Source organism: Enterobacter sp. RHBSTW-00593 (assembly GCF_013784105.1).
In the GTDB taxonomy this organism is placed as follows: Bacteria; Pseudomonadota; Gammaproteobacteria; order Enterobacterales; family Enterobacteriaceae; genus Enterobacter; species Enterobacter ludwigii.
The window spans coordinates 1,906,122-1,932,605 of the sequence record NZ_CP056393.1 but is presented as its reverse complement, the minus strand read 5'-3'; the positions used below and the strand labels follow the sequence as shown (position 1 = coordinate 1,932,605).

General features: G+C 53.3%; 30 protein-coding genes and 1 other annotated feature. Of the genes, 10 read left to right on the top strand and 20 right to left on the bottom strand.

From position 1 onward, the window contains the following. Positions 1 to 21 precede the first annotated feature (21 nt). From btuD to thrS, 11 genes are all read right to left on the bottom strand, one after another. Positions 22 to 777 (bottom strand): vitamin B12 ABC transporter ATP-binding protein BtuD, encoded by a 756-nt coding sequence (gene btuD / locus HV242_RS09120; RefSeq protein WP_020884404.1) that lies wholly within the window; start codon positions 775 to 777, stop codon positions 22 to 24. Further along, positions 777 to 1,328 carry a glutathione peroxidase gene (locus HV242_RS09115; RefSeq protein WP_014169696.1) on the bottom strand — a complete coding sequence of 184 codons (552 nt, stop codon included), beginning with the start codon at positions 1,326 to 1,328 and terminating at the stop codon, positions 777 to 779. Before HV242_RS09115 ends, btuD begins: the two co-directional genes overlap by 1 nt. A gap of 33 nt (positions 1,329 to 1,361) precedes the next feature. Then, positions 1,362 to 2,342: a vitamin B12 ABC transporter permease BtuC gene (gene btuC / locus HV242_RS09110; protein ID WP_044857121.1), complete on the bottom strand. Its 981-nt coding sequence runs from the start codon at positions 2,340 to 2,342 to the stop codon at positions 1,362 to 1,364. A gap of 103 nt (positions 2,343 to 2,445) precedes the next feature. After that, positions 2,446 to 2,745 (bottom strand): integration host factor subunit alpha, encoded by a 300-nt coding sequence (gene ihfA / locus HV242_RS09105; protein ID WP_003857805.1) that lies wholly within the window; start codon positions 2,743 to 2,745, stop codon positions 2,446 to 2,448. A 4-nt stretch (positions 2,746 to 2,749) separates the two neighbouring features. Continuing rightward, a complete protein-coding gene (pheT, locus tag HV242_RS09100; protein WP_050736663.1) occupies positions 2,750 to 5,137 on the bottom strand; it encodes a phenylalanine--tRNA ligase subunit beta in 2,388 nt (795 codons plus the stop codon). Positions 5,138 to 5,152: 15 nt separating this feature from the next. Beyond that, on the bottom strand, positions 5,153 to 6,136 hold the full coding sequence (gene pheS / locus HV242_RS09095; RefSeq protein ID WP_020884406.1) for a phenylalanine--tRNA ligase subunit alpha: 984 nt from the start codon (positions 6,134 to 6,136) through the stop codon (positions 5,153 to 5,155). A gap of 62 nt (positions 6,137 to 6,198) precedes the next feature. Then, positions 6,199 to 6,323: a sequence feature (Phe leader region), on the bottom strand. Further along, positions 6,274 to 6,318: a pheST operon leader peptide PheM gene (gene pheM, locus HV242_RS09090; protein WP_001386830.1), complete on the bottom strand. Its 45-nt coding sequence runs from the start codon at positions 6,316 to 6,318 to the stop codon at positions 6,274 to 6,276. Its footprint overlaps the feature before it by 45 nt. 118 nt (positions 6,324 to 6,441) lie before the next feature. Beyond that, positions 6,442 to 6,798 carry a 50S ribosomal protein L20 gene (gene rplT / locus HV242_RS09085; RefSeq protein WP_000124850.1) on the bottom strand — a complete coding sequence of 119 codons (357 nt, stop codon included), beginning with the start codon at positions 6,796 to 6,798 and terminating at the stop codon, positions 6,442 to 6,444. A 50-nt stretch (positions 6,799 to 6,848) separates the two neighbouring features. Continuing rightward, positions 6,849 to 7,046 carry a 50S ribosomal protein L35 gene (rpmI, locus tag HV242_RS09080; RefSeq protein ID WP_003030583.1) on the bottom strand — a complete coding sequence of 66 codons (198 nt, stop codon included), beginning with the start codon at positions 7,044 to 7,046 and terminating at the stop codon, positions 6,849 to 6,851. A gap of 97 nt (positions 7,047 to 7,143) precedes the next feature. Next, positions 7,144 to 7,686 carry a translation initiation factor IF-3 gene (gene infC / locus HV242_RS09075; protein WP_023616141.1) on the bottom strand — a complete coding sequence of 181 codons (543 nt, stop codon included), beginning with the start codon at positions 7,684 to 7,686 and terminating at the stop codon, positions 7,144 to 7,146. A 3-nt stretch (positions 7,687 to 7,689) separates the two neighbouring features. Continuing rightward, positions 7,690 to 9,618, bottom strand: a complete 1,929-nt coding sequence (gene thrS, locus HV242_RS09070; RefSeq protein WP_014169692.1) for a threonine--tRNA ligase — start codon at positions 9,616 to 9,618, stop codon at positions 7,690 to 7,692. A 143-nt stretch (positions 9,619 to 9,761) separates the two neighbouring features. Between thrS and yncL the strand changes: the two genes are divergently transcribed. Together yncL and yniD are read left to right on the top strand one after the other, a co-directional pair. Further along, positions 9,762 to 10,034, top strand: a complete 273-nt coding sequence (yncL, locus tag HV242_RS24405; protein ID WP_071605471.1) for a stress response membrane protein YncL — start codon at positions 9,762 to 9,764, stop codon at positions 10,032 to 10,034. A 99-nt stretch (positions 10,035 to 10,133) separates the two neighbouring features. Then, positions 10,134 to 10,241 (top strand): small membrane protein YniD, encoded by a 108-nt coding sequence (gene yniD / locus HV242_RS09060; RefSeq protein ID WP_154816605.1) that lies wholly within the window; start codon positions 10,134 to 10,136, stop codon positions 10,239 to 10,241. Positions 10,242 to 10,440: 199 nt separating this feature from the next. On the opposite strand, the gene HV242_RS09055 is transcribed toward yniD, so the two are convergent. Together HV242_RS09055 and HV242_RS09050 are read right to left on the bottom strand one after the other, a co-directional pair. Next, positions 10,441 to 10,674 (bottom strand): YdgH/BhsA/McbA family protein, encoded by a 234-nt coding sequence (locus HV242_RS09055; protein WP_020884407.1) that lies wholly within the window; start codon positions 10,672 to 10,674, stop codon positions 10,441 to 10,443. A 272-nt stretch (positions 10,675 to 10,946) separates the two neighbouring features. Beyond that, positions 10,947 to 11,705 (bottom strand): DUF481 domain-containing protein, encoded by a 759-nt coding sequence (locus HV242_RS09050; RefSeq protein ID WP_025204400.1) that lies wholly within the window; start codon positions 11,703 to 11,705, stop codon positions 10,947 to 10,949. A gap of 295 nt (positions 11,706 to 12,000) precedes the next feature. Between HV242_RS09050 and pfkB the strand changes: the two genes are divergently transcribed. From pfkB to HV242_RS09035, 3 genes are all read left to right on the top strand, one after another. Further along, entirely contained in the window at positions 12,001 to 12,933 is a 933-nt protein-coding gene (gene pfkB / locus HV242_RS09045) for a 6-phosphofructokinase II (protein ID WP_050736662.1), read from the top strand. A gap of 105 nt (positions 12,934 to 13,038) precedes the next feature. Next, complete coding sequence (ghoS, locus tag HV242_RS09040) at positions 13,039 to 13,329, top strand: type V toxin-antitoxin system endoribonuclease antitoxin GhoS (protein WP_050736661.1); 291 nt, start codon at positions 13,039 to 13,041, stop codon at positions 13,327 to 13,329. Positions 13,330 to 13,434: 105 nt separating this feature from the next. Further along, positions 13,435 to 14,295 carry a fructosamine kinase family protein gene (locus tag HV242_RS09035; protein WP_014169687.1) on the top strand — a complete coding sequence of 287 codons (861 nt, stop codon included), beginning with the start codon at positions 13,435 to 13,437 and terminating at the stop codon, positions 14,293 to 14,295. Positions 14,296 to 14,331: 36 nt separating this feature from the next. Here the strand turns inward: HV242_RS09035 and HV242_RS09030 are convergent, their stop codons facing one another. Next, on the bottom strand, positions 14,332 to 14,868 hold the full coding sequence (locus tag HV242_RS09030) for a YniB family protein (RefSeq protein ID WP_014169686.1): 537 nt from the start codon (positions 14,866 to 14,868) through the stop codon (positions 14,332 to 14,334). A 148-nt stretch (positions 14,869 to 15,016) separates the two neighbouring features. On the opposite strand from HV242_RS09030, the gene hxpB reads away from it, so the two are divergent. From hxpB to HV242_RS09010, 4 genes are all read left to right on the top strand, one after another. Beyond that, positions 15,017 to 15,688 (top strand): hexitol phosphatase HxpB, encoded by a 672-nt coding sequence (hxpB, locus tag HV242_RS09025; protein WP_025204401.1) that lies wholly within the window; start codon positions 15,017 to 15,019, stop codon positions 15,686 to 15,688. A gap of 130 nt (positions 15,689 to 15,818) precedes the next feature. Then, positions 15,819 to 16,580, top strand: coding sequence for a 2-dehydro-3-deoxy-D-gluconate 5-dehydrogenase KduD (gene kduD, locus HV242_RS09020; RefSeq protein WP_050736660.1), 762 nt, complete (start codon positions 15,819 to 15,821; stop codon positions 16,578 to 16,580). A gap of 93 nt (positions 16,581 to 16,673) precedes the next feature. Then, positions 16,674 to 17,264 (top strand): metal-dependent hydrolase, encoded by a 591-nt coding sequence (locus tag HV242_RS09015; RefSeq protein ID WP_020884412.1) that lies wholly within the window; start codon positions 16,674 to 16,676, stop codon positions 17,262 to 17,264. 127 nt (positions 17,265 to 17,391) lie between these two features. Further along, on the top strand, positions 17,392 to 18,783 hold the full coding sequence (locus tag HV242_RS09010) for an L-cystine transporter (RefSeq protein ID WP_014169681.1): 1,392 nt from the start codon (positions 17,392 to 17,394) through the stop codon (positions 18,781 to 18,783). A gap of 48 nt (positions 18,784 to 18,831) precedes the next feature. On the opposite strand, the gene cedA is transcribed toward HV242_RS09010, so the two are convergent. Next, positions 18,832 to 19,071, bottom strand: coding sequence for a cell division activator CedA (cedA, locus tag HV242_RS09005; protein WP_025204404.1), 240 nt, complete (start codon positions 19,069 to 19,071; stop codon positions 18,832 to 18,834). A gap of 202 nt (positions 19,072 to 19,273) precedes the next feature. Between cedA and katE the strand changes: the two genes are divergently transcribed. Then, entirely contained in the window at positions 19,274 to 21,523 is a 2,250-nt protein-coding gene (gene katE / locus HV242_RS09000) for a catalase HPII (protein WP_063858561.1), read from the top strand. An 87-nt stretch (positions 21,524 to 21,610) separates the two neighbouring features. Here katE and chbG read toward each other — a convergent pair whose 3' ends face one another. The 5 genes from chbG to chbC all read right to left on the bottom strand — a co-directional run bounded on the left by chbG (position 21,611) and on the right by chbC (position 26,448). Then, positions 21,611 to 22,369 (bottom strand): chitin disaccharide deacetylase, encoded by a 759-nt coding sequence (gene chbG / locus HV242_RS08995; protein ID WP_032677967.1) that lies wholly within the window; start codon positions 22,367 to 22,369, stop codon positions 21,611 to 21,613. 11 nt (positions 22,370 to 22,380) lie between these two features. Next, the gene (locus tag HV242_RS08990) at positions 22,381 to 23,736 is read right to left on the bottom strand and encodes a 6-phospho-beta-glucosidase (RefSeq protein ID WP_025204406.1); all 1,356 of its coding nucleotides are present in this window, start codon (positions 23,734 to 23,736) and stop codon (positions 22,381 to 22,383) included. Between the two features lie 110 nt (positions 23,737 to 23,846). After that, the gene (gene chbR / locus HV242_RS08985; protein ID WP_072126375.1) at positions 23,847 to 24,686 is read right to left on the bottom strand and encodes a transcriptional regulator ChbR; all 840 of its coding nucleotides are present in this window, start codon (positions 24,684 to 24,686) and stop codon (positions 23,847 to 23,849) included. 8 nt (positions 24,687 to 24,694) lie between these two features. Beyond that, complete coding sequence (gene chbA, locus HV242_RS08980; protein WP_020884417.1) at positions 24,695 to 25,042, bottom strand: PTS N,N'-diacetylchitobiose transporter subunit IIA; 348 nt, start codon at positions 25,040 to 25,042, stop codon at positions 24,695 to 24,697. 47 nt (positions 25,043 to 25,089) lie between these two features. Then, complete coding sequence (gene chbC, locus HV242_RS08975) at positions 25,090 to 26,448, bottom strand: PTS N,N'-diacetylchitobiose transporter subunit IIC (protein WP_063858560.1); 1,359 nt, start codon at positions 26,446 to 26,448, stop codon at positions 25,090 to 25,092. Positions 26,449 to 26,484: the final 36 nt, after the last annotated feature.

Genomic DNA, 26,484 nt, shown 5'->3' with positions numbered 1-26,484 from the left:
GCGTTAACAGGCAAGAAACGGTTACGCCTGCGCGGTAGAAATCAGCATCTTATGCCCTTCTATATCCAGCCTGCGGAAAGACATATTGTACGCGCGGGCAAGATTTGGCGGCGTCAATACCGCATCGCGCGTGCCGCTGGCAATCATCTTTCCTCGCGCCAACAGCCACACCCGGTGGGCGTGACGCAGCGTATGATTCAGGTCATGACTGCTCATGACCACGCCGATCCCTTTTCTGCTCAGGGAGCTTAACAGGGTATCCAGCGCAGCCTGCTGTGCCACATCCAGACCGCTCATCGGTTCATCCAGAAGCAGCAGTCTGCCGTGCGGATTGCCGGCCGGGTGAATCTGCAAAATGACGGCCGCCAGACGCACGCGCTGCCACTCGCCCCCCGAAAGCTGGCTGGCATGCCGGGACAGTTTATCTTCTAGCCCTAATCCCGCCGCCACCTCAGTGAGCAGCGACGTATGCTGTTTATCGTGCAGATGCAGCATCAGGTAGTGCCAGACGGGCATCGCAAAGGGCGGGACCTGCTGCTGCACCAGATAACTGCGCCTGTGCGCCAGCGAGACTGGCGACCAGTCAGCAAGGTTATGCTCCAGCAGGGTTATCTCCCCCGCGCCGGCGGTCAGCCCCGCCATGCGCGCCAGTAAGGTGCTTTTTCCTGCGCCGTTCGGCCCGACAAGATGCAGGATTTCGCCTGCATTGATGGCACCGGTTATCGGCTCCAGACGCCCCGTATCGGCGACGTCCGTGAGCTGCATCAGCAACGTCATTATTTCGCCAGCGCCAGCTTGATAGACTCCATCACAATCGGATCTTCAGGCGTCATGTCCGGTGAAAAACGCTGCACCACCTGTCCGTCACGACCAATAAGGAATTTTTCAAAATTCCACAAGATATCGTCCGGATAGAGCGGCGCGCGTCCTTTACTGGCCATGCGCTCATAAAAACCGCTGCCTTCCGGCGCAACGGCGGTCGGCGCGGCCGCCACCAGCTTCGCATACAGGGGATGGCGATGTTCACCGTTAACGTCGATTTTGCTGAACATCGGGAACGTCACACCGTAGGTGGTGCTGCAAAACGTTTTGATTTCGTCTTCGCTGCCCGGCTCCTGGCCCAGGAACTGGTTGCACGGGAAGCCCAGCACGGTGAAACCGTCTTTCTCCCAGGCTTTTTGAATGTTTTCCAGCTGCTCGTACTGTGGCGTCAGGCCACATTTGGAGGCCACATTCACGATGAGCAGCACGTTGCCTTTATAGCTTTCCAGCGTGGTTTTCTCACCCTCAATGGTGGTCACTTCGGTATTCAAAATATCAGACTGCATAGCATTCCCTCAGGTTATCTTACGGGTAGTGATTTAACGTCCGGATTTTAATAGTAGCCAGATAAATACCGGCGCGCCCAGCGTGGCGGTCACCACGCCTATTGGCAGCTCAGCGGCTGTCAGGGCGAGCCGGGCGATGATATCCGCCACCAGCAGCGTTACCGCCCCGGCAACCGCCGAGGCCGGCAGTAAGGTTCGATGGTCGGTTATCCCGCACAGACGCAGCATGTGCGGGATAACCAGCCCAATAAAGCCAATCGCCCCGGCCAGTGCCACGCTCACACCAACCAGCCAGCCAATGGCAATGACCAGCACGTTACGCCAGAAGCCTATTGGCATGCCAAGCTGGCGGGCCGAGGTTTCCCCCAGCGCGAGAATATTCAGCGGCTGTGCCTGCAGGCCTGCCCACAGCAAGACCGGTATCAGCAGGGCCATCAGCCAGCCCTGGCGCCAGTCTACGCCCCCGAAGCCGCCCATCATCCAGTACATCAACTGACGCAAGTCAAAGGACGTGGAGAAGTACACCGCCCAGGTCATCAGTGCGCTACAGATGATCCCCAGTGCCACCCCGGCAAGCAGCAGCCGGCTGGTTGATAAGTGCCGTCTGGCAAAGCGCAAAAGGATTACCGTTATCAGCAACGCGCCAATAATGGCGCTGAGGCTAATCCCCCATGAGGAGAGTTCCCCCCCGCCCAACATCACCGCCGCCACCAGCCCTACGCCCGCGCCATTCGATACGCCGAGCAGCCCGGGCTCCGCCAGCGGGTTATCAAATAATGCCTGCATAATGGTGCCGCACAGTGCCAGCGCGGCACCCACCAGGATCACCGCCAGCGTGCGCGGCAGACGGATTTGCCAGACGAAAAGCTGCCCCTCAGGCTCAAACCAGTGTTCAGGCCCTATCCACTGTTCCCCGGCGCACAGGCTAACGCCTGCGGTAACAATGAGCAGCAGCACGAGCAAAAGCAGGTGTCGTTGATCTAAACGGCGCTGGCGATGGGCATAATCAAGCATGGACATGGTTTTAGTAGCGTGTGATGTAATTGATTTTACGGCGGGTTTGCCAGAGAGCGCAAAGAAAAAAGGCCGCGTGAGCGGCCTTTTTAGTTAGTTCATATTACTCTGCTTTGGGCGTTGCGTTTTCGACACGGCTTTTTAACTTCTGGCCGGGTCTGAAGGTCACCACGCGGCGGGCTGTAATCGGAATATCTTCCCCCGTCTTCGGGTTACGGCCCGGACGTTGGTTTTTGTCACGCAAATCAAAATTGCCAAAACCGGAGAGTTTTACCTGCTCACCATTTTCCAGAGCACGACGGATCTCTTCGAAAAACAGCTCTACCAGCTCTTTGGCATCTCGTTTGCTAAGCCCAAGCTTATCAAACAGATATTCTGACATTTCAGCTTTTGTAAGCGCCATAGGTTCAATCCCTCAATGATGCCTGGAATCGCTCTTTTAATGCCTCTACACATTTGGCGACGGTAGCGGCAATCTCCTCTTCTTCGAGTGTACGGCTGGTATCCTGAAGGATAAGGCTAATAGCGAGGCTCTTGAAACCTTCTGCTACGCCCTTGCCGCGGTACACGTCAAATAAGTTTACGCCAACTACCTGATTTACGCCAACTTTCTTACATTCGGCCAAAATATCTGCTGCGGGCACATTTTCCGCGACCACAACCGCGATATCACGGCGGTTTGCCGGGAAGCGTGAGACGTCGCGGGCCTGAGGAATAACGCGGTCTGCAACCGGGCTCCATTCCAGCTCGAACACGATGGTACGGCCGTTCAGGTCCAGCTTGCGCTCCAGCTCAGGATGAACAACGCCAATGAAACCAATGCGTTTGCCGTCTAAATAGATAGCCGCGCTCTGGCCTGGATGCAGCGCAGGGATCGCTTCTGCACGGAATTCAATTTCAGATAATTTACCGGTCAGATCGAGAATTGCTTCCAGATCTCCCTTCATATCGTAGAAATCAACCGTGCCTTTTGCCAGGTCCCAGTGCTCTTCGTAACGGTTACCGCTGATGGCACCAGCCAGCATGAGATCCTGACGGATGCCTAAATTTGCCTGATTATCCGGTACAAAGCGTAAACCACTTTCGAAAATTCGCACGCGGTTTTGCTGACGATTCTGGTTGTAAACGATAGTCCCCAGCAGACCGGTCCACAGGGACAGGCGCATCGCAGACATTTCGCTGGAGATTGGGCTTGGCAGGATCAGCGCTTCCTGACCCGGATGGATCATCTGCTGCAGTTTTGGATCAACAAAGCTGTAGGTGATCACTTCCTGATAGCCTTTGTCGTTCAGCATGGTTTTCACACGCTTAAGAGACAAATCTGCTTCACGGTGGCTTCCCATCACCAGACCCGCCTGAACAGGCTCATCGGGGATGTTGTTGTAGCCGTATACGCGAGCCACTTCTTCCACCAGATCTTCTTCGATCTCCATGTCGAAACGCCAGGATGGCGCAACGGCTTTCCACTCGTCCTGCCCTTCGGTCACATCACAACCCAGGCGGCGAAGGATATCGCTGACCTGTGCGTCAGCAACATGGTGACCAATCAGACGATCCAGTTTGCTACGACGCAGGGTAATGGTCGCACGCTTCGGCAACGTCGCTTCGTGGGTGACGTCGATAACCGGGCCCGCTTCACCGCCGCAGATGTCGATCAGCAGACGCGTCGCACGCTCCATCGCTTTGTGCTGCAGTGACGGATCGACGCCACGCTCATAACGGTGAGAGGCATCGGTATGCAGGCCGTGACGACGTGCGCGACCGGTGATAGAGAGCGGGCTGAAAAACGCACATTCCAGCAGAACGTTTTGCGTTTCATCGTTTACACCGGAGTGTTCGCCACCGAAGATACCGCCCATCGCCAGCGCTTTAACGTGGTCCGCGATCACCAGCGTATCAGCATTCAGTTTTGCTTCGGTGCCGTCAAGCAGAACCAGGGTTTCGCCCTCTTTCGCCATACGCACCACAATACCGCCGTCGATACGATCTTTATCGAACGCGTGCATCGGCTGACCCAGCTCCAGCAGAACATAGTTGGTCACGTCAACGACGGCGTCGATAGAACGAATACCACAGCGACGCAGCTTCTCTTTCATCCACAGCGGGGTTGGTGCTTTTACGTTGATGCCTTTCACCACACGACCAAGGTAGCGTGGGCACGCCTCAGCGGCTTCAACCTGAATCGGCAGTGTGTCACTGATGGTAGCGTCAACCGGTACGATTTCCGGTACGTTCAGTTCAGTCTGGTTCAGCACGGCCACATCGCGGGCCACGCCGATAATGCCTAAGCAGTCCGCACGGTTTGGCGTCACGCTGATTTCAATGGTGTTGTCATCAAGTTTCAGGTATTCGCGGATGTCGGTACCAATAGGCGCATCAAGCGGCAGCTCAATGATGCCATTGTGATCGTCGGAAATACCCAGCTCAGAGAACGAACACAGCATGCCTTCAGACGGCTCACCGCGCAGTTTCGCTGCTTTAATTTTAAAATCGCCCGGCAGTACAGCCCCCACGGTCGCCACGGCCACTTTCAGGCCCTGACGGCAGTTTGGCGCGCCGCAGACGATATCCAGCAGGCGATCGCCGCCTACGTTAACTTTTGTCACACGCAGCTTGTCAGCGTTAGGGTGCTGACCGCACTCAACCACTTCGCCCACAACGACGCCATTGAAAGCGCCAGAAACCGGCTCAACACCGTCAACTTCCAGACCCGCCATGGTGATCTGGTTGGAAAGCGCTTCGCTATCAAGCGTGGTGTTCACCCATTCGCGTAACCACAGTTCACTGAATTTCATTGTTCTGTCCTGCCCTTATTTAAACTGTTTGAGGAAACGCAGATCGTTTTCGAAGAATGCACGCAAATCGGTCACGCCATAGCGCAGCATTGTCAGACGCTCCATGCCCATACCGAACGCAAAGCCGGAGTAGACTTCTGGATCGATACCCACGTTGCGCAGAACGTTTGGATGCACCATGCCGCAGCCCAGCACTTCCAGCCATTTGCCGTTTTTACCCATCACGTCAACTTCCGCAGACGGTTCAGTGAATGGGAAGTAGGACGGACGGAAACGAACCTGCAGGTCTTCCTCAAAGAAGTTGTTCAGGAAATCGTGCAGCGTACCTTTCAGGTTGGTAAAGCTGATGTTCTTATCAACAATCAGGCCTTCCATCTGATGGAACATCGGGGTATGGGTCTGATCGTAGTCGTTACGGTACACGCGGCCCGGTGCGATGATGCGGATCGGGGGCTCCTGCTCCTTCATGGTACGGATCTGAACGCCCGAGGTCTGAGTACGCAGCAGACGGGTGGCGTCGAACCAGAAAGTGTCGTGGTCAGCACGTGCCGGATGATGGCCTGGAATATTGAGGGCGTCGAAGTTGTGGTAATCATCTTCGATTTCCGGGCCAGTCGCCACGGTAAAGCCGAGCTCACCGAAGAAACTTTCAATGCGATCAATGGTGCGGGTAACCGGATGCAGGCCACCATTTTCAATACGGCGACCCGGCAGGGAGACATCGATAGTCTCTGCCGCCAGACGCGCATTCAGCACCGCGCTTTCCAGCTCAGCTTTGCGCGCGTTCAGTGCCTGTTGCACCTGCTCTTTGGCTTCGTTAATGACCGCACCCGCTGCCGGGCGTTCCTCTGGCGGCAGTTCACGCAGGGTTGTCATTTGAAGGGTCAAATGCCCTTTCTTACCGAGATATTCGACGCGGACATTGTCTAACGCGGCAACATCTGAGGCCTGATTAATGGCGGCTGTTGCACTGGCAACCAGCTCTGCGAGATGTGACATGATTTTCCTCATTATGTCGGTGCAGACACCGATTTGGTGGAGTTATTCTCTCGAATTTAGACACAAAAAAAGCCTCCATCAGGAGGCTTATCTGGCGCTGTTTTTCGTTTCATCTTTCACGCGCTAGCCTCCTGAATTCAGGTGCTAAAGTAAAAGAAGAAGCGGAAAATAGCAGCATTCATGCTTGCGTTACCTTGTGTGGTAAAAAACCGTTAAGGCCTTATTGAAAAGGTTGCACGGGTAAAAGTCAATGTTCTGATGGTGTTAAATGAAAAGAGGGAGCGAAGCCCCCTCTTTCAACTGGCTTATGCCAGTGCTGCTTTCGCTTTTTCGACCAGAGCGGTGAACGCTACTTTGTCGAATACTGCGATGTCAGCCAGGATCTTACGGTCGATTTCAACAGAGGCTTTTTTCAGGCCGTTGATGAATTTGCTGTAAGAAATACCGTTCTGACGTGCTGCTGCGTTGATACGCGCAATCCACAGTTGACGGAACTGACGCTTACGTTGACGACGGTCACGGTAAGCGTACTGACCTGCTTTGATAACAGCCTGGAAGGCAACGCGGTATACGCGTGAACGCGCACCGTAGTAGCCTTTAGCTTGTTTCAAAATTTTCTTGTGACGTGCACGTGCAATTACACCACGTTTTACGCGAGCCATATGTGCTCTCCTGTATCTATATTCTTAGTAAAAAATTAAACGTTAACGGCTTATGCGTACGGCAGGCACGCGATAACCAGACCCAGATCGCCTTTAGAAACAAGGCCTTTTGGACGCAGGTGACGTTTACGCTTAGTAGATTTTTTGGTCAGAATATGACGCAGGTTTGCGTGCTTACGCTTAAATCCACCACCACCGGTTTTTTTGAAGCGCTTAGCAGCACCGCGTACGGTCTTAATTTTTGGCATCTTAATTACTTCCACTTCGCATTGTTAAATAAACGAAACATAGGCGAACAAAACCTATGAGACCCGAAGGCTCCACAGGTTTTGCTGCTTGAAGGCCTTACTGTTTCTTCTTAGGAGCGAGCACCATGATCATCTGGCGGCCTTCGATCTTCGTAGGGAAGGATTCGACTACTGCCAGTTCACTCAGATCGTCACGGACGCGGTTAAGCACTTCCATACCAATCTGTTGGTGGGCCATCTCACGACCGCGGAAACGCAGTGTGATCTTGGCCTTATCGCCATCTTCCAGAAAGCGAATCAGGCTGCGGAGTTTTACCTGATAATCGCCATCGTCGGTACCAGGACGGAATTTAATTTCCTTAACCTGGATAACTTTTTGCTTTTTCTTCTGTTCCTTAGAAGACTTACTCTTTTCATAAAGGAACTTGCCGTAGTCCATGATACGACAAACTGGCGGTTCGGCGTTAGGGCTGATTTCAACTAAATCTACTCCAGCTTCTTCAGCCTTTTCGATCGCTTCTCTCAGACTCACAATCCCCAGCTGCTCGCCTTCCAGACCTGTTAAGCGAACTTCCTGGGCGCGAATCTCGCCATTGATACGATTCGGACGTGCCGTTTGAACTCGTTTTCCGCCTTTAATACCTTATTCCTCCAGTTGTTGAAGACTGCGGCTGCGAATCTCTTGTTGCAGCTTCTCAATCACTTCACTTACGTCCAGGCTCCCCAGGTCTTTACCACGGCGGGTGCGAACGGCAACTTTGCCTGCTTCCACCTCTTTATCACCACAGACCAACATATACGGGACACGACGTAAAGTGTGCTCGCGGATTTTAAAGCCAATCTTCTCATTTCTCAAGTCTGCTTTTACGCGAATGCCCGCATTTTGTAATTTCTGCGTCAATTCTTTAACGTATTCAGCCTGAGAATCGGTAATGTTCATCACCACGACCTGCACTGGCGCAAGCCAGGTTGGGAAGAAGCCGGCAAACTCTTCAGTCAGGATGCCGATGAAGCGCTCCAGAGAACCGAGGATTGCACGGTGAATCATAACCGGTACCTGACGTTCGTTATCTTCGCCAACATAAGAGGCGCTTAAACGCTGCGGCAGGGAGAAGTCCAGCTGTACAGTACCGCACTGCCATGCGCGATCGAGGCAGTCATACAGGGTAAATTCAATTTTCGGACCGTAGAATGCGCCCTCGCCCAGCTGGTATTCGAACGGAATACCGTTCTCTTCCAGCGCCACGGCGAGATCCGCTTCTGCGCGATCCCAGGTCTCATCGCTACCGATACGTTTTTCCGGACGCGTTGAGAGTTTGACAACGATCTTCTCGAAGCCAAAGGTGCTGTACATATCGTAGACCATACGAATACAGGCGTTAACTTCATCACGAACCTGATCTTCAGTACAGAAGATATGCGCATCATCCTGAGTAAAGCCACGAACACGCATCAGACCGTGCAATGCACCTGATGGCTCGTTACGGTGGCAGCTACCGAACTCTGCCATACGCAGCGGCAGATCGCGGTAGGATTTCAGACCCTGGTTGAAGATCTGAACGTGGCCAGGGCAGTTCATTGGCTTAATGCAGTATTCACGGTTCTCAGAAGAGGTGGTGAACATCGCATCTTTGTAGTTGTCCCAGTGGCCGGTTTTTTCCCACAGCACACGGTCCATCATGAACGGGCCTTTCACTTCCTGATACTGGTACTCTTTCAGCTTGGAGCGTACGAACGTTTCCAGTTCACGGAAGATAGTCCAGCCGTCATTGTGCCAGAACACCATACCCGGCGCTTCTTCCTGCATGTGGTACAGGTCAAGCTGCTTACCGATTTTACGGTGGTCACGTTTAGCCGCCTCTTCCAGGCGCTGCAGGTAGGCGTTAAGGGCTTTTTTATCGGCCCACGCGGTACCATAGATACGCTGCAACATCTTGTTGTTGCTATCGCCACGCCAGTAGGCGCCCGCGATTTTCATCAGCTTAAAGTGATGACAGAAGCGCATGTTCGGCACGTGCGGTCCACGGCACATGTCGACGTATTCTTCGTGATGGTACAAGCCAGGCTTGTCATCATGAGAGATGTTTTCATCAAGAATAGAGACTTTATAGCTCTCGCCACGCTTCACGAAGGTTTCACGCGCTTCGTGCCAGCTGACTTTCTTCTTAATGACGTCATAGTTAGTTTCGGCGAGCTCGTGCATACGTTTTTCGAGCGCGTCGATATCTTCCTGAGTCAGGGTATGGTCAAGATCAACGTCATAGTAGAAACCGTTGTCGATAACCGGACCGATCGCCATTTTGGTGTTCGGCCACAGCTGTTTGATCGCATGACCTAACAGGTGCGCGCAGGAGTGACGAATGATCTCCAGACCTTCTTCGTCTTTCGCTGTGATGATAGACAGCTGCGCATCGCTTTCAATCAGGTCAGATGCATCAACCAGCTCACCATTAACACGGCCAGCGATGGTTGCTTTCGCGAGTCCAGGACCAATGTCCAGGGCAACATCCATTGGGCTTACAGCGTGGTCGTAATGGCGTTGGCTGCCATCAGGAAGAGTAATTACAGGCATTTTATATCCTTATTTGCAGTGATGCCCCACACATAAGAGCATATACAAAGAAAATAATCGTGATTTGACAATAGATTACGACACCATCTGACCAACAATCGTCAAATTGGCTCGCGATCATTCACCCACCGAAAATCAGATAAATGCGGATTTACGGCAAGCCCTGCAATGGTAACACTAACAAAAGAGAGATTGCACCCTTTGCTGGCAGATTGCTGCGCTGGCACTTTCGCATGAATTTGCAGGGCGCATATCTCCGGTGCTCGCATTCCAGAGATGCTGGGCTACTCTTGAACAAGTCTTTAAACCCAAAGGTGCATACCATGAACGTATCAAGTAGAACGGTTGTGATATTGAACATCCTTTCAGCCACCGGTTTATTGTTGATTCTTGCAGAACGATTCCACTGGTTCTAACCGAACCGGAAGCAGGCATAACCTGATTCACCACTGGAGAAGGGGCATTTCCCCGCCCTGTTTGGTAGACTGTTCGCATCAACTTACAAGGATCAGGTTATGCCAACAAAACGCTTTGCCGTAAAACACTGGAAAATGGTACTGGTGCTGATTGCCATCTGCGGCGCGATGCTGCTTCTGCGTTGGGTGGCAATGATTTGGGGCTGAACGTGGATATAAATAACTGCGCAGGGAATAACATCGTTATCCGTAATACCCTTTTGCGGGTATTCACCGCCAGGACGAAATACGGACGATAGGTTTACGTCAAATAGGTTTACCGCGAAAAAACCGGTACCACAAAATCCGGTTTTTTTTGGCGCGTTGAATTAGCGTTTAAACGTCAATAACAACACGGCAAAACCCATCAGGACCATTCACCTGCAACCAGTTTATGGACGTCAAAAGCATCATTCATAGACTGACCGGTGGACTGAGAGGCTGGCGCGATGTTAGACCCGGCTTCAACGTCAGCGGCTTTCGCAATGCCGATTTGGCTGTGGGTGTCACTGGCTGTCGGGGTGGTTTCATCAGCAGCAAATACGCCAAAAGACAGTGCGGAAAGCACCATCGCTGCTGCGGCAGTTTTGATTTTTTTCATAATGTTTTTTCTCTTTCTACATTTAATGCTAATAATGCTAAATACCTTAAGGCCGAATTCTGCCCGTGCTAAGAGTGTAGATCCAGATCACACTTTTGCCTAGCCTGTCACGTTATCAATTCGTGTCAAATAAGCCGAAAATTAATGAAAATGCATTATGAAGAAATTATGGAGATATCAGCAGACCAGATATTTCAAAACAGCGTTTAATATAAAACAGCACAGTTTCAAAAAATAAAAAACGGGCCGATAGCGTAATCGGCCCGAGAATATTACATTTTATAACCCAGTGAAACCGTGGTTCTGCGGTCGGTATGATCCGGAGCAGAATCAGGAGGAGAAGAGTTCCAGGTGACGTTGTAGGCCACTTTCAGGCCGAAGTGTTCGTTGATGGCCACGTTCAGCGCTGTTTCTGAGTTCAGCGTCGTATCGTCGGCACCAAACACAGACACCCCCTGGGTAAATTTGGTGTTGTCAGTCATCTGCCAGGCATAGGTGCCGGAAGCGTAACCGAGCGGTTGAGTTTTGGTTTCGCCGTCGGTGTACTCGTCGTAGCGCACGCCTGGACCGAATTCAAAACGTAAACTGTGTACCGGACCGTTCAGGAACTGACGACCGTAACCGGCAGTGAACACATCACGCTGGCGATAGCCGTTGTAACGGTCAGTTAACCAGCTGGCCTGACCAAACAGGTAGTCAAAGTCGGTCATGTTGTAACGGCTACGTCCGCCAACCGCATATTTCTCGGAAGAGCGTTCGTCATTCGCGGAGGTGTTACTGGCATTTCCCCACAGAGACCAGGCGGTGGTATTACCGTACCAGGTCAGCGTACTGTCCGCCGTGAGAGAGGAGCTTTTCGTGTTACCGGATTGTGCAAGATAGCCAGCGTTCAGGTTACCTTCAAACGGTTTTTGCGCGGTGGCTGGATCGTCCATGACAGTAAAAACGGAATCATCTGCGGTCGCGTTCATTGCAGCAAACACGCCACCCGCCAGCATCAGTGCAGCGGGTACTGTCTTCAAAAGCTTCATTTTATTAAGGAGTCCGTACAACAAAAAAAGAGACCACACGGTCCCGGAAACTTTCTTGAGGATCAATGACAAGGCGTCCAGAGAAAGGTAACAAATTATAAAAAGCCGCAAATAACATAGCAATGATTTCTTATTTCATTTTTTGAATAAGAACGATCTCAAAAAGCGTTTTATTTTATATAAGCCGCAGCAGACTTTATGTCAGTATTCATATTTAAAATCATACTGTTATTTACATTGCCTTCCTGACAAATGGTGCCAGACTAAAAGGAACCCACGCTAAAAGGAGGTAATGATGGTTTCTATCTACACCCTGACGCTCTCCCCTTCCCTCGACTCCGCCACCCTGACGCCCCAGATTTACCCGGAAGGTAAATTGCGCTGCAGCGCCCCGGTGTTTGAGCCCGGCGGCGGCGGTATCAATGTGGCGCGAGCCATAACGCACCTGGGTGGAAAGGCGACAGCAATTTTCCCCGCAGGCGGCGCGACCGGTGAGCACCTGGTCTCTCTGCTGGCCGATGAACAGGTGGCCTCGCAGACCGTCGAGTCCAAAGACTGGACGCGGCAAAACCTGCATGTGCACGTGGAGTCCAGTGGCGAGCAATACCGTTTCGTCATGCCGGGTGCAAAACTCAGTGAAGATGAGTTTCGTCAGCTTGAAGAGAAGGTGCTGGCCATTGAGAGCGGTGCTCTGCTGGTGATAAGCGGCAGCCTGCCGCCCGGTGTCAGCACGGAAAAACTGACGGCGCTGATTCGGGCCGCGCAGCAACGCGGTATCCGCTGCATTGTCGACAGCAGCGGCGAGGCGCTGCAGGCAGCCCTGACGCCGGGCAATCTTGAGCTGGTTAAACCCAACCAGAAAGAGTTAAGCGCGCTGGTGAACCGCGAACTGAACCAGCCGGACGATGTTCTCACCGCCGCGCAGGAATTGGTTCACAGCGGCAAAGCGCGACGGGTCGTGGTCTCCCTTGGCCCGCAGGGTGCCCTGGCCGTGGACGAAACGGGGTCCGTTCAGGTTGTCCCGCCGCCGATGAAAAGCCAGAGTACCGTGGGCGCAGGTGATAGCATGGTTGGAGCGATGGCCCTGAAACTGGCCCAGGGTGCTTCATTACTGGAGATGACACGCTACGGCGTCGCAGCGGGTAGCGCTGCCACCATCAACCAGGGCACACGTCTCTGTTCGCTTAGCGACACGCAAAAAATCGTCGATTACCTGTCCCGAAATTAATCCCCCTTTTCCCCTTCTCTGTGAAGGGGAAATACGCGGCATAGTCGCCAAACGCAGCCTATCGACTATGCTAAGAAAACTTCCAAGATAACAATGAGGTGAATTATGAGCAGTGGTGACATCACCCGCTACGTCGTTACCATCAACATTCATCAAGCGTCGCTGACCGAGCTTAATGAGCTCAACAACGCCTTTACCCGGGCCAATTTCCTGCTCACACTCACGGATGACGAGGGCAATATCCATGATTTAGGCACCCTGACGTTTGGCCTGATCAGCGCCCTGAGTAAAGAAGAGGTTCACGCTCTGGCGGCCAGTCTGGTCGAAAGCGTGACCGACAAAGCGGCAGAAATTGATCTTGATACCTGGGAAAACTGGCAGAAAAAAGAACAATAAGTGCCCTGCATGAATTTAAACCGCTCAGGTGTGCGTTAGTTCGTATTTTTTTACCGCAATTATGCGCTAACTTTATGATCTGGCAGACAACATGGGAGAGACAACATGTGGCAGGCTATCAGTCATCTTTTAAGTGAGCAACTGGGTGAAGGTGAAATTGAACTGCGGAACGAACTGCCAGGCGGAGAAATCCACGCCGCATGGCACTTACGCTACGCCGGGCGCGATCTCTTTGTTAAATGCGATGAGCGAGAGCTGCTTCCGATTTTCACCGCCGAAGCCGACCAGCTGGAATTGTTGTCGCGCAGTAAAACGGTGACGGTCCCACAGGTCTGGGCCGTGGGCAGCGACCGCGACTACAGTTTTCTGGTCATGGAATTTCTTCCTGCCCGCCCGTTAGACGCCCATAACGCCTTCATTCTCGGCCAACAGTTAGCGCGACTGCATCAATGGAGCGACCAGCCGCAGTTTGGTCTCGATTTTGACAACGACCTCTCCACCACCCCACAACCCAATGCCTGGCAACGACGCTGGTCGACATTCTTTGCTGAGCAACGCATTGGCTGGCAGCTGGAACTGGCTGCGGAGAAAGGTCTGGAGTTTGGCAATATCGATGCCATCGTCGAACATATTCAGCAGCGTCTGGCATCCCACCAGCCTCAGCCGTCTCTGCTGCACGGCGATTTGTGGTCAGATAACTGCGCGCTGGGTCCTGACGGCCCCTATATCTTCGACCCGGCCTGTTACTGGGGCGACAGGGAGTGTGACCTGGCGATGCTGCCACTGCACCCTGAGCAACCGCCGCAAATATACGACGGTTATCAGTCCGTGCTGCCTCTGCCGCAGGGTTTTCTTGAGCGCCAGCCGGTGTATCAGCTCTACACACTGATGAACCGCGCTATTCTGTTTGGCGGAGAGCATCTGGTCAATGCCCAGAGGGCACTTGAACGTGTGCTTGCCGCGTAATGGCGGGACGGGTGGCTATGTCGCCACCCTTATCGGTTACAGGAATCCCAACAGCGAAAAGAAGAAGTAACCCGCCACGATGATAATGACTGGCAGGATATACAGCGGGAAAATTTGCAGGAAAATGGTGTGACGCGGCACAACAATGCGGGACTCAATCTGCTCGCGGCTCATCCCTTCCGGGCCTTTCGCCTGTTCGAGAATCATCTGGTCTTCCACACCTTCGCGTAAAAAGCGCGTCTGACGGCTCATGCGTGCGCCAGAGGCCTGCAACGCCATACCAATAAAGATCAGCGCGTAGATCACCCAAAACCCGAGATTCAACTGCTGATGAAAATTCGGCGTCGGCGAATTGAACCAAAAGACATTCAGAAACGGCGTGTTAAAACGCATCATTTCAATCATGACATGAGCAAAATCAAGCATTACCGCATTAATACCTGGCTGTTTTTCACTGTGATCGTACATAAATTTGAGCACAGAGATCAGCGTCGAAATGACGGCTGGAATAAAAATTACCCAGCCAGCAATACGTTTTAAGACAGCAATGCGTCCAGCTTGTTGATACGTCATCAGTTCCCCTTCATAAAGACGCGTTATTTCTGCCTAAGTCTACCTGCTGACCATCATTTTCGCCCGCTCTTTAAAGGCAATATGCTAAATTGCAGAGTGCACTTAGCATTTATCGTCTGTCGTACACCCTGGATAAGGAGACGTTGTGATGTCGACACCGCGCCAGATTCTTGCCGCAATTTTTGACATGGATGGATTACTGATCGATTCCGAACCGTTGTGGGATCGCGCCGAACTGGACGTTATCGCCAGCCTGGGCGTTGATATCAGCCGCCGTAATGAACTTCCTGATACGCTTGGTCTGCGCATCGATATGGTGGTGGATCTGTGGTATGCCCAGCAGCCGTGGGTGGGACCCGATCGCGACGAAGTGACCGCGCGCATTATCAGCCGCGCCATCTCACTGGTGGAAGAGAGCAAGCCCCTGCTGCCCGGCGTGCGTGAAGCCGTCGCGCTGTGTAAAGCGCAGGGGTTGAAAGTTGGCCTGGCGTCAGCTTCACCGCTGCATATGCTGGAAAAAGTACTGACCATGTTTGAGCTGCGCGACAGCTTCGACGCGCTGGCCTCAGCGGAAACGTTGCCATACAGCAAGCCGCACCCGCAGGTCTATCTCGACTGTGCCGCTAAGCTCGGTCTTGATCCCCTCTGCTGTGTCGCGCTGGAAGATTCCGTTAACGGAATGGTGGCCTCGAAGGCCGCGCGCATGCGCTCGATTGTTGTTCCCGCGGAGGAAGGCCGACACGATCCCCGTTTTGCCCTTGCCGACGTGAAGCTGAACTCACTGGTTGAGCTGACGGCGCAGCACCTGCGCGGCGAGTAACCCGCCCTTTTCAGGCAGCGTCAGGCTGCCTGCTTTAAAAACAAAACATCGTTTCATTTTGTTTGCTTTTCTTATCCCCCGCTTCTATCCTTAGCGTCAGAATGACAATAACCTTACTTCTGAGGCGCGTATGATACTGGATAACTTCACTCTGTCAGGAAAAGTGGCCATCGTCACCGGATGCGATACCGGTCTGGGACAAGCCATGGCCATTGCGCTGGCGCAGGCGGGATGCGACATCGTGGGTGTTAACCGCAAAGCGCCGGAGGAAACGGCTGCCTGCATTACCGCAATCGGAAGGCGGTTCAGGGCGATTCGGGCCGACCTCAGTCAGCAGGAGAGTCTTCAGAACGTTGTTGACAGCGCGGTTGCTGAGATGGGGCGAGTCGATATTCTGGTGAACAATGCCGGGACCATACGCCGTGAAGATGCTCTCGCGTTCAGCGAAAAGGACTGGGATGACGTCATCAACCTGAATCTGAAATCGCTTTTTTTCCTCTCCCAGGCCGTGGCTAAACAGTTTATTGCGCAGGGCCAGGGCGGGAAAATCATTAATATCGCCTCGATGCTCTCATTCCAGGGCGGCATCCGCGTGCCCTCTTACACCGCGTCCAAAAGCGGCGTGTTGGGGATCACGCGTCTGCTGGCGAATGAATGGGCGACGCACGGCATCAATGTTAACGCCATCGCGCCAGGCTACATGGCGACCAACAACACTCAGCAACTGCGGGATGATCAGCAGCGCAGCCAGGAGATCCTCGACCGGATACCTGCCGGGCGCTGGGGAGTTCCGGAAGACCTGCAGGGACCGGTGGTCTTTTTAGCCTCCGCCGCCTCGGATTACGTGAACGGTCATACGTTAGCCGTCGACGGGGGCTGGCTGGCGCGCTAGGCGCGTTTGTGACATACAGTTACACCGTCACCTCTTTCGTCTACTGTATAAAAACCCTATACTGTATGAATTGACAGTTTTGTGGGTTTTATCATGACGGCGGAAGGCCATCTGCTTTTTTCCATTGCGTGCGCAGTTTTTGCCAAAAACGCTGAACTTACCCCTGTGCTCGCACAGGGGGACTGGTGGCATATTGTCCCGTCCGCCGTGTTGACCTGTCTGCTGCCCGATATCGACCATCCAAAGTCATTCCTGGGACAGCGGCTAAAGTGGATATCAAAACCCATCGCCCGCGCGTTTGGTCACCGTGGGTTTACCCACAGCCTGCTGGCCGTATTCGGCCTGCTCACCCTGTTCTATTTAAAAGTCCCTGAGAGCTGGATAGTGCCCGCCGATGCTATCCAGGGAATGGTGCTGGGTTATTTAAGCCATATCCTTGCCGATATGCTGACGCCTGCGGGCGTGCCGCTGCTCTGGCCATGCCGCTGGCGTTTCCGTTTGCCCATTCTTGCGCCGCAGAAAGGTAATCAGCTTGAGCGTGTGTTGTGTATGGCGCTCTTTGCCTACGCCGTCTGGATGCCGCAAACCTTGCCCGAAAACAGTGCAGTGCGCTGGTCATCCCAGATGATCAATTCGCTGCAATTTCAGTTCAATCGTTTCATTAATCACCAGATTGAACATTAAGCACACAAATTATTTCCATTTGTCATAACCCATTCCATTTGGATATAAGCGCCACATCACACTTCTGATAACCTTGCGCCAACAGGATCGGTAAAAACCGACCGTATAATAAATCAGGAGAACGGGGATGAATTTTCCACTCATCGCGAACATTGTAGTGTTCGTTGTATTGCTATTGCTTCTCGCGCAAGCGCGCCACAAACAGTGGAGCCTCGCGAAGAAAGTGCTGGTTGGTCTGGCCATGGGTGTCGTGTTTGGTCTGGCGTTGCAGGCTATTTACGGCTCCGATAATCCAGTTCTGAAAGATTCTATTCAGTGGTTCAACATCGTCGGTAACGGCTATGTCCAGCTGCTGCAGATGATCGTTATGCCGCTGGTGTTTGCCTCTATTCTGAGCGCCGTTGCCCGTCTGCATAACGCCACCCAGTTGGGTAAAATCAGCTTCCTGACCATCGGTACGCTGCTATTTACCACGCTGATTGCAGCTCTGGTCGGTGTGCTGGTCACCAACCTGTTCGGGCTGACCGCTGAAGGTCTGGTCCAGGGTACGGCTGAAACGGCGCGTCTTACCGCGATTCAGACCAACTACGTGGGTAAAGTCGCTGACCTGACGGTGCCACAGATGGTGCTCTCTTTCGTGCCGAAGAACCCGTTTGCTGACCTGACCGGTGCCAGCCCAACCTCCATTATCAGCGTGGTGATCTTTGCGGCCTTCCTCGGTGTGGCGGCGCTGAAGCTGCTGAAAGACGACGCGCCGAAAGGCGAGCGCGTGCTGGTGGCTATCGATACCCTGCAAAGCTGGGTAATGAAGCTGGTCCGTCTGGTGATGCAGTTGACCCCTTACGGTGTTCTGGCGCTGATGACCAAAGTGGTTGCCGGCTCTAACCTGCAGGACATCATTAAGCTGGGTAGCTTCGTCGTCGCCTCTTATCTGGGCCTGGGCATTATGTTCGTGGTGCACGGTATCCTGCTGGGCGTCAATGGCGTTAGCCCGCTGAAATACTTCCGTAAAGTGTGGCCGGTACTGACCTTTGCGTTCACCAGCCGTTCCAGCGCCGCGTCTATTCCGCTGAACGTTGAAGCGCAGACCCGTCGTCTGGGCGTACCGGAATCTATTGCCAGCTTCTCTGCCTCCTTTGGTGCCACCATTGGTCAGAACGGTTGTGCAGGTCTCTACCCTGCAATGCTGGCGGTAATGGTTGCTCCGACCGTGGGTATTAACCCACTGGATCCCGTCTGGATTGCCACGCTGGTCGGGATTGTTACCATCAGCTCCGCAGGCGTTGCGGGTGTTGGCGGTGGCGCAACCTTCGCCGCGCTGATTGTCCTGCCGGCCCTGGGTCTGCCGGTGACGCTGGTTGCCCTGCTGATCTCCGTTGAGCCGCTGATCGACATGGGTCGTACTGCGCTGAATGTGAGCGGTTCCATGACCGCCGGTACGTTGACCAGCCAGTGGCTGAAGCAGACCGATAAAACCATTCTGGAAAGTGAAGACGACGCTGAACTGGCGCACCGTTAATCACGGATGAATAAAAAAAACCGCCTGATGGCGGTTTTTTTTTGGCTGTTATTCTTCAATCTCTTCATCCTGGCGGACCTGGTTCGCCCATCGCTGGGCCGACTCCGGCCCCGAAAACGCGGGCGAACGGCGGAAGTGTTCTCCCATCAGAACAAACGCTACGTATTTACCGCGCAGTTGCCAGACATCACGAAAACCATCCACCTTCAGGGCATGTTCGGGCGGCGCGGGTTCGACGCGGGGCACGTAGCTAATGACAGGGCGGTTTTGTTGACGAAAAGGTTTCATAAGCGACGGGTTCACTAAAGCACATTCTGGAAGCAGGAAAATTCTATGATAGCCGATCCTCCCCCCACGCGTCGCGCCCTGCATCGCTCTGATAGCGCATTCCTTAACCAGGTCATCTGAAAACTCTTAGTTCGCCCGCCCTTTCGCCACATTGTTCTATAGTTAACAAGGTTTTTAGCAATGGATAAAGGAGAAGCGTGCAATGTCGAACAAAGATAAAACACATCAATCACCCATTCATGGCACTGAAGAATCTCAACCAGGCATGGACTCTCTGGCCCCAGCGGACGGCTCTCACCGCCCGTCCCCCGGCCCTTCCGCACCTGGCGAACAGCCTACCGCGCCGGGAAGTATGAAATCCCCGGATACCGGAAACGAGAAGCTGAAATCCCTTGAGTCCCACCGTAAAGGCGGCGAAGGTTTTGCACTTACCACCAACCAGGGCGTGCGCATTGCTGACGATCAAAACTCGCTGCGTGCGGGAACGCGCGGACCAACCCTGCTGGAAGACTTTATTCTGCGGGAAAAAATCACCCATTTTGACCATGAACGTATACCTGAGCGTATCGTTCACGCGCGTGGCTCCGCGGCACACGGCTACTTCCAGCCCTACAAAAGCCTCAAAGAGATAACCAAAGCGGATTTCCTTTCCGATCCGGACAAAATCACACCGGTCTTTGTCCGCTTTTCAACCGTACAGGGCGGCGCGGGTTCGGCAGATACCGTGCGTGATATCCGCGGCTTCGCCACCAAATTTTATACAGAAGAGGGTATTTTCGATCTCGTCGGCAATAACACCCCGGTGTTCTTCATTCAGGATGCGCATAAATTTCCTGACTTTGTCCATGCGGTAAAACCGGAGCCCCACTGGGCCATACCGCAGGGACAAAGTGCGCATGACACCTTCTGGGATTATGTCTCACTGCAGCCAGAAACGTTACACAACGTGATGTGGGCGATGTCAGACCGGGGCATTCCGCGTAGCTACCGCACGATGGAAGGGTTTGGTATTCATACCTTCAGGATGATCAACGCGGACGGGAAAGCCACATTCGTACGCTTCCACTGGAAGCCTGTGGCGGGCAAAGCCTCGCTGGTGTGGGATGAAGCCCAGAAGCTGACCGGGCGCGATCCGGACTTCCACCGTCGTGAGCTGTGGGAGTCGATTGAAGCCGGTGACTTCCCGGAATATGAACTGGGGTTACAGCTGATCCCGGAAGAGGATGAGTTTAACTTCGATTTCGACCTTCTCGACCCGACTAAGCTGATCCCAGAGGAGCTGGTGCCGGTTCAGCTGGTGGGTAAAATGGTGCTCAACCGTAACCCGGACAATTTCTTTGCCGAAAATGAGCAGGTCGCGTTCCACCCGGGGCATATCGTTCCGGGGCTGGATTTCACGAACGATCCCCTCCTGCAGGGGCGATTGTTCTCCTATACCGATACGCAGATCAGTCGCCTTGGCGGGCCAAACTTCCACGAAATTCCGATTAACCGTCCAACCTGCCCGTACCACAATTTCCAGCGCGACGGGATGCATCGCCAGGATATCGATACCAATCCGGCTAACTATGAGCCGAACTCCATCAACGATAACTGGCCGCGCGAAACGCCGCCGGGACCGAAACGCGGTGGTTTTGAGTCGTACCAGGAGCGCATCGATGGCAATAAAATCCGCGAGCGCAGCCCGTCATTCGGCGAGTATTATGCCCAACCTCGCCTGTTCTGGAACAGCCAGACGCCGATCGAGCAACAGCACATTATCGGCGGCTTTAGCTTTGAACTGAGCAAAGTGGTGCGGACTTACATCCGCGAGCGCGTGGTCGATCAGCTCGCCCATATCGATATTCAGCTTGCCCAGAGCGTGGCGGATAACCTTGGCATTACGCTGACGGACGAGCAACGCAACGCGGCCCCACCGAAAGACGTTAACGGACTGAAGAAAGATCCGTCCCTGAGTCTGTATGCGGTGCCGGGTGGCTCGATAAAAGGCCGGGTAGTGGCCATTCTGCTGAATGACAAAACCCGTGCCAGCGACGTGCTGGGGATTATGCAGGCGCTGAAAACCAACGGCGTTCACGCCAAACTGCTCTATTCCCGTATGGGGGAAGTGACCGCCGACGACGGTTCAGTGCTGCCGGTTGCGGCCACCTTTGCCGGAGCACCATCGCTCACCGTTGATGCGGTGATTGTGCCGTGCGGCGACATCGACAGTCTGCTGAACAATGGCGATGCGATTTATTATCTGCTGGAAGCCTATAAACACCTGAAGCCGATCGCCCTGTCCGGCGATGCGCGACAGTTTAAAGCGCACCTGAAGGTGGCTGAGCAAGGTGAAGATGGCATTGTCGAAGGCGATAACGTCGATGATGCGTTTATGACGAAGCTGTTCGATCTGCTCGCAGCGCACCGTGTGTGGTCACGCAGCAGTAAGATTGATCGTATACCGGCATAAAAGAAAAGCCGGGTCTGGCTTTGCCCGACCCGGCGTTGATTGACATCGTTTACTCAGCCCGGCAGGCACCGCGCCTCCGGGCTATTTTCATACATCCTCAAAGGTGCCCAGACGGTACCCACGCTCGGCAATGGCGTATTTCAGCGATGCCGACGTCAGCACATCCAGTTCCGCCAGTCGCGGCCAGCAGTAGGCACTTTTACGCACAATGTTATCGACAAACGCAGGGTGTGCCATCACTTCCAGCGACCGTTCCCCGCGCGCGGCGGACTCATCCAGCACCTGCAGAAACAGCGCTTCGCTAATCTCGTCGCCGTAGAACGCGCTACTGAACCCGTCCGTTGTGGGCACAGAAGACAATGACAGCCCGTGCAGCGCCTGCACCTCACGATCCACGCGCATTGCCACGCCTTTGCGCTGTGCAAATTCCGCCACTGACGGGAAAAGTGCCGGGATCATATGCACGTGATGATGGCTGTCAATATGCGTGGGTTCACGGCCAAAGAGATCGACGAAACGGTTGAACTGACAATCCAGCTCGCGGGTAATCTCCTCGAGCGGCAGCGTGCCCTGCTCTGCCTGCTCCCAAATCCATTTGCCCAGCTGTCCGTCCCGCGTCAGTCCCGGCATCGGTGAAAGGGGCATCCCGAGCGTCAATACAAAGTGCATGCCGACGCCCAGCGCTGGCACCTCGCGGCTGAGCTGCGCCGCGTGTTCAACCGCGTCACCATTAACCAGTGCCGTTGTTGAGGTCACCACACCCCGGCGGCAGGCTTCAATAATGCCGTAGTTTTGACCTTTTGAGAGACCAAAATCATCAGCATTGACGATCAGCAGGTTTTCCATCACACATCCTCTCAGTGCTGTTTGAATTTCAGCTTCTCAATCGTGGCGGCAAAATTAGGCAACCATTTTTCATGCGCCAGAATCATTTCGCTGGCCAGTTGCTCGGCATCGCGATCGGAATGGACCAGCGGGCTGAGATTGAGTGCCAGAAGAACGTCATTGAGTTCACCGCTCAGCGCCGCGTTGCTGGCTGCCACTTCAAACCCTTTGATGGTGTGGATCAACCCCATCACTTTGTCGTCAAAGTGGGTAATCCGTGGATGCGGCCTGGCGCCATCACGTCCCAGAATGCAGGTCATCTCAACGGCCCAGTCAGCCGGGATGTTGTCGATATGGCCGTGATGCGGCACATTGACGTAGTGCTCGGCCTGCTTGTCGTTGTAAATGGCGTTGATCACTTCGCACGCCGCATCGGAATAATACGCTCCGCCGCGCAGCTCAAGCTCTTTCGGTTTCACGTTCAGGTTCGGATCTTTATACAAATCAAACAGCTGCTTTTCAACTTTCTGCACCACCTGAGCGCGTGCGCCACCCTTATAGTACTCACCCATCTCGATGGCCAGCATCTCTTTCTGTTTGAAGTAGTAAAGCAGGTATGAGCAAGGCAGCAGGTTAAGCGAGCGGATCAGCCCTTCGCTGAACGGCAGGTCAAAGATGTTTTTCACTGACGCAGCGGTCAGGCGTCCGGAGGCTACGCCGTCAAGCAGTTCGCTAAAGCGAGACTGACCATTCACGATGACATCTTTGATAAACACCATGTGGTTCAGGCCAAAGAGATCGATAGAAAGATCGTCGGTATCGGTCAACTCCAGCACATCGCTGATGAACATCTTCATGCCAATCGGAATATTACAGACGCCGATAAAGCGTTTGAAACCGGTGTGGCGATAGACCGCCTCGGTCACCATCCCGGCCGGGTTGGTGAAGTTAATCACCCACGCGTTGGGGCAGATCGCTTCCACATCGTTGATGATGTCAAAAATGACCGGAATGGTACGCAGCCCCTTGAACAGGCCGCCCGCGCCGTTGGTCTCCTGTCCCAGATAGCCGTGGCTCAGTGGAATACGTTCATCCATTTCACGCGCTTTGAGCTGGCCGACGCGCAGCTGAGTCGTCACGAAGTCGGCATCCTGCAGCGCCAGGCGACGGTCGAGGGTTTTATGCACGGTCAATGGCACACCGGCTTTCGCGACCATCCGCTTGCAGAGCTCAAAAATGATATTCAGTTTCTCCTGACCTTCCTCAACGTCCACCAGCCATAATTCGCTGACCGGTAATTCATGATAACGTTTCAGGAAACCTTCGAGTAATTCCGGGGTATAACTGCTGCCGCCGCCAATGGTTACGACTTTTAATTTCTTCTGCATAATATCTCCCTTAGCATATCAGGTTAATCGCCTGCAAGGTGTAGCGTACTCTTCCCGCTCTGTGGGCAAGCAATCAAGGCAATATTTGTGGCGGGTAAATCCGCCGAAATTTAATTAATTACCGTCAGGTTCTTCCGGTAACTGTTCGGTGTGAACGAAGTCAATTTCTTAAAGGTCTTAATAAACAAGCTGGGGCTACTGTAGCCTGACTCATAAGCAATATCGGTAACCGAGTAGTTGGTTATTTCCAGCTGTTTTTTAGCAAAATTAATGCGGATTTCATTAATAATTTGCATCGGGGTTTTACGATAATAACGCTGAGTTGCTCGGGTCAGATATTCCTGTGATTTACCGGACAAAGCGACCATATTTTCCAGCGCATTTTCGCTGAACTGCCCTTTATCGTGCATCAGTTCAACCGTACTGCGCAGCCACTGCGGAATATCATCGCTCACCTGCTGCTCTTCACGATGGTGGCGCAGACGGTTCATCACATAAAACGTCACCGTTTCAATAAACTCATCAAATTCATTCTCGCGAAAGTTAAGCGAGGCGATAACCGTTTCAATCCAGGTCATGAACTCGTTTTTGATGCGATAGACCTGCGAGGCCACAAAGCAGAACGGCACCAGCGGCAGATAGTGTTTCTCAAAGAAGCGTCTGCTGACACCTACGTTAAGAATGCGGGTTGCACCAAATTCATAAAAGCTCTGGTGATGGGACCCCATCGGCAGGAAGACGAAATCTCCCCGCTCAAGCAGGACGCGCTTGCCGTTGATTTCCTGGTAGTAGCGACCGGTCAGAACAATCGTGAACTCATAGTAGTCATGCTGATGCAGACCGCTCGCGCTCTCCGTCTTGTTGTAAATAATCACGTGAAAATTTTTGCCATTAAACAGTTGCTGTTCAAGTGCGGTTTTTATTTCCATCGCGCTGACCTCCTGCTGCAAAATCTGCCTTACTGCATCTTCTCGTGAAGCTCAATTAACTCGGCCACCAGTTCACGTGCCAGCATCGACGTCATCAGATGATCCTGCGCATGCACCAGCACCAGACTGACCTTCATCTTGCCTTCACCCTGGTCGCTTTCGATAAGCTTTGTCTGCACCAGGTGCGCTTCGTTCAGCGCCGTACGGGACTGTTCCATCATGGTTTTCGCGGCTGCGAAATCACCCTGCTTGGCCTGCTTGAGCGCGGCATACGCCAGGCTACGCGCCTGCCCGGAATTGATGATAAGCCCCATCACCACCTCTTCCAGATCGTTCTCTGCGGTTTCTTCTGCGACAATACTGTCCAAATCTAACATTTTTAAGCTCCTTTTGGCTGGCGCGGGTTGCCCCGCGCCGTGCAATTTTAGAATTTCAGTGCGAGGGCGATATCCTCTTCGCTCTCTTCTTCATCGATAACGGTTGCAGCTTTGTTTGCTATCGCCACGAATGGCATATAGAGCAGTGTTGCAATCCCGAGGTTGAATATCGCCAGCAGGAAGGCAGCCACGCTACCGTTGGTGTTGAAGAACGCCCCCAGACCCGCCGGCATGGTCCACGGCGCAATGTTGGTGACGGGCGGGATAATGCCCAGGTAATAGGCCGTCAGGGTAATGGCCGCCAGCAGCGGCTGAACCAGAATGAACGGAATGAACATCACCGGGTTCATGATGATTGGCAGACCAAACAGAATCGGCTCGTTAATCTGGAAGATGCCTGACGGCAGTGCCAGCTTCGCAACCTGACGATGGTCAGCGCGACGAGAAACAATAAAGACCGCGATGATCAGACCCAGCGTCGCCCCGGTACCCCCCAGGAAGATATAAGAGTCGAGCATCGGCTTCGCCCACACATGGAAGGTTTTACCGGCTGCCAGCGCCGCGTCAACAGAGCCGTACTGCTGGTAAAGTGCAACGTTTTCCAGTGCCCATGGGGTCATGATACCGCTGTCCAGCGCCGCCAGTGCCAGTGAACCATGCACGCCAAAGAACCACAGCAGGGAGGTGAAAATCACATACGCCCAACCGACCACGCTACCCATTGACGCCAGCGGCGTTGAGATAGAGTCCATAATGATCTGGTGGAAGTTAGTGCCCCAATGAGAGAGCGCCCAGGCGATAATCCCCATGATGGAGAGAATAATGAAGCCTGGAATCAACGCGGAAAATGAACGAGAAACGGACGCCGGCACGCTATCCGGTAAACGGATAACCCAGTTGCGACGAATAATAAAGGTGAACATCTCCGCAACCACCAGACCGATAACGATACCGGAGATGATATTAGCGCCCCCCAGCCAGTTGGCCCCTACGGCATAGGCCTCACCGACGCTGTATGGCGTCACGGTCATAAAGGCGGCAATGGATAATAAACCTGCGGCCAGCGGATCCACTTTCCGCTCTTCCGCCAGTGCCATGCCAATAAAGAAAGGTGCCATCAGCGACATAATACCTAACGTACCGTTATATACGTTGCCGCCGATGGCTTTTAAACCATTAAGGGTTTCAATTGTGGAAGCGTCTAATCGAATTCCTAATGAATAAAAAAAGGAACCTTCACCAAAGCTCAGAAAAACGTTGTTAATTAAAACGAACATTGCCCCAGCCAGCGTCAACGGCATTAATCTAATAAAACCGTTTTTGATGGCATTAACGTGAGGCTGCTTTCCTATTTTAACAGCAAAAGGAAGGAATACCTTTTCAAGTGAAGCGATGACTTTACTCATAGGAAAATACCCTTAAATGCCGCAACGCAGGTTACG